Here is a 9,075-nt window from a genome sequence, read left to right as displayed (position 1 = left end):
GGAACCCGCCCACATCAGGGCGGACAGCGAAGCGCATCCGCCCGTGGGCAGAACCCCGCGACCCGGCGAGCGGGACCCCGTCGCGGCAGGGCGCGCAGCGAAGCGTCCGCGCCCGTGAGTCCCCGCGACAGCAACGTCCCGGCTCGCAGCGGTCCTCAGATGGAAGGCGTTCCCGATCGGGACTCCCCAGCGGGGCCCGGCGGCGTACCGCACGAGGCACCCTCTGAACACCATCCTCCGCGCTGCAATCCCGTGGGTTCCGGCTGCCCCGGGCAAGGCAACGGAAGGCGCAGCCGAACGTTGCCGCGCCGGGGCAGCCGGAACCCACGGGGCAGCGCCAGTACAAAACATGAAGCAGCGCAGCGCACGAGCACGGCGCAAACCCCTCAGAACGCAAAAAGGGTCCGAGAGGCATAACCTCTCGGACCCCAAGTCACCCAGCATCAAGCGCCGTGCGAGCAGCGGAGCGGGGCGTGCCTCGGCGGTACGCCGCCGGGCCCCGCGGTGCAGGTCGAACCCAACCGGGAACGACTTACATCATGCCGCCCATTCCTCCCATGCCAGCGGCAGCAGCGGCTGCGGCGGCGGAAGCGTCGGCTTCCTTCGGGATCTCGTTCACGGTGCAGTCGGTGATCAGGATCAGCGTAGCCACGGAAGCGGCAGACTGCAGGGCGATGCGCGTAACCTTGACGGGGTCGTTGACGCCCATCTCAATCATGTTGCCGTACTCGCCCGTGGCGGAGTTCAGGCCGAAGCCCTTGTCCATGGAGCGAACCTTCTCGACAACGACGGAACCCTCGAAGCCAGCGTTCTTGGCGATCTCGCGCATGGGGGCAACCAGGGCCTTGCGCACGATCTCGACGCCGATTTCCTCGTCCTTGTTCTCGCAGACAACGCCGTCCAGCGCGGGCAGAGCGTCGACCAGAGCAACGCCGCCACCAGCAACGATGCCCTCTTCAACGGCAGCGCGGGTAGCCTGCAGAGCGTCTTCGATGCGGCTCTTCTTTTCCTTGAGCTCGCTTTCGGTAGCAGCGCCAACCTTCAGAACGGCAACGCCACCGGTGAGCTTGGACAGGCGCTCCTGCAGCTTCTCGCGGTCGAAGTCGGAATCGACGCGCTCGATTTCAGCCTTCAGCTGCTCCTTGCGCTCTTCGATAGCGGCCTTGTCGCCTGCGCCGTCGACGATCAGCGTGTTGTCCTTGTCGACCTTAACGCTCTTGGCGTGACCCAGCATCTCGACGGTGGCGTCGGCGATGGTCATGCCGAAGTCCTTGTCGACAACCTGAGCGCCCGTGACGATGGCGATGTCTTCCAGGATGCGCTTGCGGCGGTCGCCAAAGCCGGGGGCCTTGATGGCGACAACGTTCAGGGTGCCGCGCAGCTTGTTCAGCAGCAGGGTGGCCAGAGCCTCGCCCTCGACGTCCTCAGCGATGATCAGCAGCGGACGGCCGGACTTCATAACGGCTTCCAGCAGGCCAACCATGTCCTGGATGTTGGAAATCTTCTGGTCGGTGAGCAGGATGTAGGGGTCCTGCAGGTTGGCTTCCATCTTCTCCATGTCGGTGGCCATGTAGGGGCTGATGTAGCCGCGGGACCACTGCATGCCCTCGACGTGCTCGAGTTCGATGCCGAACGTCTGGCTCTCCTCGACGGAGATGGCGCCGTCCTTGCCTACCAGGTCCATAGCCTCGGCGATCTTCTCGCCGATAACGGCGTCGCCAGCGGAAATGGTGCCCACGTTGGCGATCTGCTCTTTGCTCTCGATTTCGATGGCGTCGGCCTTGATGGTCTCGACTACAGCGTCGACACCCTTCTGAACGCCGCGGCGGATGCCCAGGGCGTCGGAACCGGCGATGACGTTGCGCAGGCCCTCGGTGACGATGGCGTCGGCCAGCAGCGTGGCGGTGGTGGTACCGTCGCCAGCAGCGTCGTTCGTCTTAACGGCAGCTTCGCGAACCAGCTGAGCGCCCATGTTCTCGACGGGGTTCTCGAGCTCGATTTCCTTGGCAACCGTCACGCCGTCGTTGGTGACCAGCGGAGCGCCGTAGGACTTTTCCAGAGCCACGTAACGGCCCTTGGGGCCAAGCGTGACCTTAACTGCGTTGGCGAGCTTGTTTACGCCAGCGGCAAGAGCGCCACGGGCGTCGGTGTCAAACAGAACATCCTTAGCCATGTTGTTCGTTTTCCTTTCAGTAGCTGATATCGGAATCCCGCGTCGCTATGCGGGGAGAAAAGCGCTGTTACGCCTGGACAGCGTAGATATCGTCGGCGCGCAGAATGATGACCGTCTCGCCTTCGACTTCGATTTCGGTGCCGCCGAACTTGCCATAGACGACATGGTCGCCAACGGCAACGGGCATGGGCAGACGGGAGCCGTCATCGGCGAGCTTGCCCTCGCCCACGGCCAGGACAACGCCCGTGGTGGGCCTTTCCTTAGCGCTGCTGGCGATGAACAGGCCGGAAGCGGTGGTCTCTTCCACCTCGTCCTGCTTGACAATGACGCGATCGCCCAACGGTTTCAGATTCATAGCACAGCCTTCCTTTCACTGACCGCCGCAATGCGGCTTGTCTTTAATTGCTGAAGAGTGCTAGCACTCAAACATCACGAGTGCCAAACAACGTCTGCAATCATAGCATTGGAGACAGTGCATGCAAGCGTTTTCAAGTAATCTGAGTCTGGGTAACTCAACCGTTACCTTTGCCACACGGGCGCATGCGTGCGAAAGCGCGCTTAGCAGCCAGGCGCGACCAAACCTCGCTCGTAGGCGATAACCACCAGCTGGGCGCGGTCATGCGCATCGAGCTTTCCCATGATGCGCGCCACGTGCGTCTTCACCGTAGCGGGGGAAATCACCAGTTCATCGGCAATCTGCTCGTTGCTCATGCCACGCGCGACCATGCGCAGGATCTCGCGCTCGCGGTCGGTGAGCACGGAAAGCTCCACGGCAGCGTGCGCATCGCGCGCACGGGAATCGACGAACGTCTCGATGAGGCGGCGCGTGATGGAAGGCTGGATGAGGGCATCGCCGTCGGCAACCGTGCGAATGGCGCGCACGATATCGTCGGGCTCGGAATCCTTCAGCATGAAGCCGCTGGCACCCGCCTGCAGCGCATCGTAGACGTATTCGTCGATGTCGAACGTGGTAAGCACCAGCACGCGCGTGTCGGCCAGCGACGGATTGCCCACGATCTTGCGCGTGGCGGAAATGCCGTCTTCCAGGGGCATGCGGATATCCATGAGCACCACGTCGGGGTGCAGCTCGAGGGCGCGGTCGTACGCGGCGATGCCGTTGTCGGCCTCGCCCACTACCTTCACGTGGTCGTACGAGGAAATGATGAGGCGGAAGCCATTGCGCACGAGGTCCTGGTCGTCGACGATGAGCACGGAAACGTCGCGCATGTCGTTCATCGCCGCTTCCGCCATGCGGGCGGCCTCCTCGCTCTGCGCGCGCAACCGGGCGTTGGCCTCGCGGAACGTTTCGCTATTGGGATTGGATGCGCCGATCAGATCGTCCATGTTATTCCCTTTCGCCTATGGGCAGGCTCACCTGAATGCGGTAGCCACCTGCCGGCCTATCGCCCGCCTGGAACGTGCCATGCAGCACGCGCACGCGCTCCTCCATGCCCTGCAGCCCATGGCCGCCAAGTGGGGAATGCTCGACGGCCGTCTTGCTGCTCGAGCCAATGCCGTCGTCTTCCACCGTGAGCATCGCGTACCCATCGGAAAGCGCCAAGCGCATCCATAGGGTATGTGCCTGGGCGTGGCGCACCGTGTTGGTAACGGCTTCGCGCGCGATGCCGAACAGCGCTACATCAACGAACGCGGGGGCATATTGGCGCTGGTAGCTCGCATCTTCGTAATGCACTTCCAGCCCCGCCTTGCGCGCGTACTCGCACAAGTCGGGCATGCGGTCGGTGCCGTTCGTGGGGCGCATTTCCGCTTCGGAATCCTCATTGCGCAGCACGCCGATCATCGAGCGAATTTCCTCGAGCGCCGACTTCGACGTCATGCGCACCTGCACGATGGCCTCGCGCGCGGCTTCGGGGTTGCGATCGATGAGCTTTTCGGCCGCAGCCGCCTGGATGCCCACTGCGGAAAGCGAGTGAGCCGTGATGTCGTGAATCTCGCGAGCGATGCGCACGCGCTCTTCCTCGACGCGACGCGCGGCCTCGGTTTCGCGGGAACGCTCGGCCTCGATGGCGCGCTGCTCGGTAGCGCGCACCGAATTCTGGTACGTACGCCATGCGATGCCGGCAGCCACGGCCAGCGCCATGTAGCTGACGTTCTGCACGCGCACCACCAGGGCAACGCTGTCGTTGTCGCTGGGAATGGTGGCCACGGAAAGCAGGAACACCGCCAGCACGGAAGCGGCGATCACCTCGCCGCGCGGACGCTCGTTCGCCAACGTGAACAGGGCAATTACCGGCCCGATAATGGAAAAGGCATACCCCGGCGCGGAATCTTGCGCAAAGGAGTAGAGCACCACCACGAACACGTACACCGGCCAGGGGAACTGACGGCGCAGCACCAGCGGAAGCGCGGTGAGCGCAAGCAGGAAGTACGCCGAGGGCTGGGGCTCGCGCGTGAGGATGCCCACCATGTCGCGGAACGAATCGTCATGGAAGACGATGGGCGACGTGGCTAGATAGAGCTGCACGTAGGCGAACAGCAACGCGGACAGGGCAACGAGCACGTCGATCAGCCAATCGCGTGACGTCATCGTGCGCTTGTTTACGAGAATATTATCCATACTGCCATACTATGGCACAGCCCCGCCGCGCGCCATACGCCTCTTGCCGTATTCCCCAAAGGCGCATGCGCCCCGAATGCAAAGCGTCTACAAGAGTTCGCGCAGGATGAGGGGAATGGTGTACGACGCGTTCAGGTCGAACGCGGGCTCGGGCTGCACGTCGCGCACGCTGGGCGTGTAGAACACGCGCTTGAAGCATTCCTGAATGGCCTGGGGCGACAGGCCATGATTGTGAAGGCGCACCACGAGCTTGCCCTCGTAATCACCCCAGAACGCCGCGGCGGCCAGGTACGCGCCTACCTGCTTCCCCACCATGACCCCCGAATGGGGAACCAGCATGACCGCGGGGTCCAGCTCACGCGCGCGCTCGATATACGCCAGGCAGTCGGCATACCCCGTGAGCGCGGGAATCTCGCACATGCACGTGACATCGGCGGGAACACGCGTGCCGTCGACGAGCGCGCCGCCCGGAGCCGCCCCCTTGGGCAGGGGGCCAGCATACACGCCGGCGCTTTCGCACGAAAGAAGAAGGCGCGCCTCAGCCGACCAGAAAGCAAGGGAATCACGCGTATGGCCAGGGGCATCGAGCACCTGGAACGTCAAGGCGCCCACGCGAATCTCCTCGTTGGGCGCAAGCACGCGGTCGACGCTCACGGCAGCGACGTCCTCGTACTCCTCGAGTCCCTGGGCGTGCGCCTCCGCATCGTTAAGCTTGCGCATGGTGGCGATGGCGCCTGGGCGCTCGAACACGTGCGCGGCATGGGCGCTCGCGCACACCGTCATTTCCGGCATGCAAGCCTTCAGGAAGCCGGCGCCTGCGGCATGGTCGTAATGGGAATGCGTGAGCAAGAGCATGTCGACGGGCTTATCGCCCAGAACGGCCTGGATATTGCGATACGTCTGGGGAACGCACCATGCGTAGCCCGCATCGATGAGGGCGGACTCCCCCTGCGATACCAAAAGCACCGCTTCGCCGCCAATATCGGCGCCAACGCGGTACAGGGCATATGCAGCTGCCGCGTCTTCGTACAGCTTGGATGGAGCATCGAACGTGGTGGTTTCCATAGGCATGTCTTCCCCTTTACGCATTTCGGCCCATTGTAGGGCAGAACGCGCAGGGCACGAAAAAGGACGACCGGAAACCGAACAACCTCTATCTGGCATCTGCCCTATAGAGGAGTTCGGCTCCGGCCGTCCCCAACCCCCTCGAGCCTTCTTGGTTAGGCCATGAGCGAAGAGAGCTGCTTCACCCCATGGAACTCAATCGACGAAACGGGCTTGCGAACACCGGGAGTCACCATGTCAATGGTGCCATCCCACGTGCGAACCTCGTTGTCGGCGCCGCCATCCTCGTAGCGGTCGGTGCTCACCACGTACACGCACTCGAACGTGCCTTCCGCGGGCAGCTCGCGCTTGTGGAACCCGTAGTCGACGTCGCTCAGGATGCGGCGCATGGCCGCCGGGCGCTGAGCGGGATCGGAGCAGGGAACCAACCCGGTGCTGCTGTTGTACAGCGCGTTGTCGGAAACGTAGATGGTGCGGATCGCGCGACGGCGCCTCTGCTCGCTGTGCGCCACCAGCAGGCAGCACCCGATGATAACGAGCCACCATGCCACGTCGACGAACAGGTCGAGCGGGCTGTCCACCCGGTAGAGCCCAAGCGCGTACCAGGCAATCAGCAGGGCGATCGAGATAGCAACCAGGATGATAGTGATAATGACAGTCGGCTTACGCATTGTCGTTACACCTCCTTGTAGGCAGGAACGCCCTGAGCGCTATCCTGCGACGTTTCGGACGCATCGGGATCGAGGCCGCGGATGGCGTCGCCGTCGGCACGCAGCCCGTCAGTGAACGAGCGACGACGCGCAATGGCCACGGCGTATACGGCCACGGAGACGAGGATGCCAAGAGCCATTGCCCAGTGGACCCAGCAGGTGGGCTGCTCGGAATCGGCGGCGAAGGCATCATTCGCGGCAAGAGGGGTTTCCTCATCGATGATGGTCTCTTCGGGACCAGCCAGCGGCGTGGCGTCATCGGTGATCACCTGGGTGGCAGCGGGCGCGGGAGCCGCGGGACCGGGGGCGACGAGGGGCGTCGCGCCGGGCGTGCCGCCATCAGCCGGAGCCGGGGCCGGGGCGGGAGCCGCGGTAATGGTGAACGTGCCAGGCTCGTAGGTTACCGCGTAGTTGCCCTGGGCAGCCTCGCCGGCGGGCGTAATCGCGTAGTCGCCTACCGCTTCGCCAAGAGCGCGGGTAACGGCGTACTCAACGGTGTCGTCGCCCAGCAGACCGGTGACGGTCGCGGTGAACTCGGTGGGATCGGCGGCGCCGAACACCTTGGTTGCGTCGTCGGCCTTAACGGTGACGGGCGCGGGAGCGATGGTGAGCGTACCCGCTTCAGCCGTAACCACGTAGCTAGCAGTAACGTCCTCGAGGCCATGCATGATCTTGTAGCCCTCGGCTACCGGGTTGTTGCCCTCTGCCGTGTCGGCCACGTTGGTGGCGGAGCCGCTGGCCTCGGCCACGAGCACGTCACCCTCGAACAGGGTGCCCGCGGTGAGCGTAACCTCGTCGTTGGCGAGCGCCGTGCCGTCGTAGGTCTTGGAGTCGGATGCCGCCGTGATGGTGATCGCCTGTTCGGCATTCTTCATTGTCAGCTTGCCATCGGCCGTGGTGACGGTGTAGTTGCCAGGCTTGCCCGCGGTGAACTCGTAGCTCACGAGCTCATTGGCAACCGGGCTCTGGCTCGGGAAGGTAATCTCGCCGGATACGGTTGCGACGATTGCGTCATCGCCTACCAGGCCGGTAACCGTGTATTCCGCGTTGAAGTGGGCCGTGCCGTCGTAGGTGAATTCCTCGCTAGCGGCGGTCACGGTAACGGGAGCCGGGGTTACCTCGAAGATGCCATCTTCAACCGCGATCACGTAGTTCGGGTTGTCGTCGGCAACCACGAGCACCGAGACGGAATAGGTATCCACGTCCTGGCCCTCTTCGCGGACGACCTCGTAGACCGGGGTCACGCCGGCAGCAGGAGCGCCGGTGACGGTCGCCGTAAGCTGCGGATCGGTGAACGGGTCGTTGTCGTAGACCTTGCTCTTGTCATCGGCCGTGACGGTGATGGCGGCGGGCTCGATGGCGAGCGTGCCGGGCGTTGCGGTCTTCAGGTTGTAGTTGGCGGTAACGTCTTCCCCGCCGGAAACCACGGTGAAGCCGCCGAACGCGCCGTTGTCGTACACGCCGGCATCAACACCCGTTGCGGGACTGTATTCGATGGTAGCCGTATGGCCCTCCACCAGGTTGCCGAACGTGTAACTGGAGCTACCGGACTGCTCGGTGCCGGTGTACGTAGCCGTGGAGCCCTCAACCGAAACGGTGATGTCCCTCTTGGCGATCGTCAGCGTGCCGGCGACGTACTCGATGTCGTAGTTGTCGGTCGCCTCGCCCACAGCCGCAGCGGAGGGAACGATTGCGTCCTCATAGGTGCCCGCAGCCGTCTTCTGACCAGCGAGCGTGATGCCGGTCAGGGCGTCGGTGCCCTGCAGGCCCTCGACTACGACGTACGTGCCAAGCTCGGCCTCGTAGGTGCCGGCCGGACCCTGGGCCTCGCCGTTGTAGGTGTAATCCTTGTCGGTCGCGGTAACGGTGAGTGCAGCGCGCTCGATGGAAAGCGTACCGAACTCGGTGGTCACGTTGCCGTACTGACCGGCATTGGCAAGCGCGTATTCGAACGTGTTGTTCTTGCTGTACGCCGCGTTGTAATCCTTCACGCCTTCAGCCGTGGAGGTAACGGTGAGCGTATCGCCCGTGGGGAGCGTGAACACCCTGCCCGTCGCGTCGGGGGCAACCTCGGCATCGCCGTACGTGAGGGAGAACACCGCGTCGGTGTGCGTCTGGCCGTCGTACGTCCAGCTCTTGGAAGAGGAGGAGATCACGACCGGCGTGTTATCGGCGGCAATGGTGAGCTTGCCAGCAACGTAGGAGATATCGTAGTTGCCGGTCGCCGCTCCAACCGCCGCAGCGGAGGGAACGATTTCGCCGTCATACTCGCCAACCATCGTCTGCGTGCCGGAAAGCGTGATGGCGGTCAGTGCGTCGGAGCCCTGCAGGCCCTCGACCGTCACGTACGCGCCAAGCTCGGCCTCGTAGGTGCCCGCCGGGCCCTGGGGCTGCCCGGTGTAGGAGTAGGTCTTGTCGAGAGCGGTAACGGTGAGGCTCGCCGGTTCGATGCTCAGCATGCCGGCGTTCACGGCGGTTACCACGTAGTTGCCCGTCGTGTCGGCGGTCTCGCCCAGGGTTACGCCCTCGAAGGTCACGTCGTAGGTGTC

7 protein-coding genes are annotated in these 9,075 nt (G+C 64.0%); all 7 read right to left on the bottom strand.

Annotated features, from left to right (window positions below; all coding sequences use genetic code 11):
- Nucleotides 1–532: 532 nt before the first annotated feature.
- Nucleotides 533–2,173 carry a chaperonin GroEL gene (gene groL, locus AC04P6_RS00095; protein WP_475564548.1) on the bottom strand — a complete coding sequence of 547 codons (1,641 nt, stop codon included), beginning with the start codon at nt 2,171–2,173 and terminating at the stop codon, nt 533–535.
- Between the two features lie 67 nt (nt 2,174–2,240).
- On the bottom strand, nt 2,241–2,528 hold the full coding sequence (locus tag AC04P6_RS00090) for a co-chaperone GroES (RefSeq protein ID WP_475564547.1): 288 nt from the start codon (nt 2,526–2,528) through the stop codon (nt 2,241–2,243).
- Nucleotides 2,529–2,731: 203 nt separating this feature from the next.
- On the bottom strand, nt 2,732–3,517 hold the full coding sequence (locus AC04P6_RS00085) for a response regulator (RefSeq protein WP_475564546.1): 786 nt from the start codon (nt 3,515–3,517) through the stop codon (nt 2,732–2,734).
- A gap of 1 nt (nt 3,518) precedes the next feature.
- Entirely contained in the window at nt 3,519–4,751 is a 1,233-nt protein-coding gene (locus AC04P6_RS00080; protein WP_475564545.1) for a sensor histidine kinase, read from the bottom strand.
- An 87-nt stretch (nt 4,752–4,838) separates the two neighbouring features.
- Nucleotides 4,839–5,822, bottom strand: a complete 984-nt coding sequence (locus tag AC04P6_RS00075; protein ID WP_475564544.1) for an MBL fold metallo-hydrolase — start codon at nt 5,820–5,822, stop codon at nt 4,839–4,841.
- Nucleotides 5,823–5,971: 149 nt separating this feature from the next.
- Complete coding sequence (locus tag AC04P6_RS00070) at nt 5,972–6,487, bottom strand: hypothetical protein (protein WP_475564543.1); 516 nt, start codon at nt 6,485–6,487, stop codon at nt 5,972–5,974.
- 5 nt (nt 6,488–6,492) lie between these two features.
- A partial coding sequence (locus AC04P6_RS00065) for an MBG domain-containing protein (RefSeq protein ID WP_475564542.1) occupies nt 6,493–9,075 on the bottom strand: 2,583 nt, incomplete at its 5' end.

The sequence above is a fragment of the Denitrobacterium sp. genome (assembly GCF_056180635.1).
The sequence above is the reverse complement of the archived record's forward strand: the minus strand, read 5'-3'. Positions and strand labels throughout refer to the sequence as shown.

Excerpts from the sequence above, each read along its gene's own strand:
- groL (WP_475564548.1), bottom strand. The coding sequence starts at position 2,173 with ATGGCTAAGGATGTTCTGTTTGACACCGACGCCCGTGGCGCTCTTGCC.
- AC04P6_RS00090 (WP_475564547.1), bottom strand. The coding sequence starts at position 2,528 with ATGAATCTGAAACCGTTGGGCGATCGCGTCATTGTCAAGCAGGACGAG.
- AC04P6_RS00085 (WP_475564546.1), bottom strand. The coding sequence starts at position 3,517 with ATGGACGATCTGATCGGCGCATCCAATCCCAATAGCGAAACGTTCCGC.
- AC04P6_RS00080 (WP_475564545.1), bottom strand. The coding sequence starts at position 4,751 with ATGGATAATATTCTCGTAAACAAGCGCACGATGACGTCACGCGATTGG.
- AC04P6_RS00075 (WP_475564544.1), bottom strand. The coding sequence starts at position 5,822 with ATGCCTATGGAAACCACCACGTTCGATGCTCCATCCAAGCTGTACGAA.
- AC04P6_RS00070 (WP_475564543.1), bottom strand. The coding sequence starts at position 6,487 with ATGCGTAAGCCGACTGTCATTATCACTATCATCCTGGTTGCTATCTCG.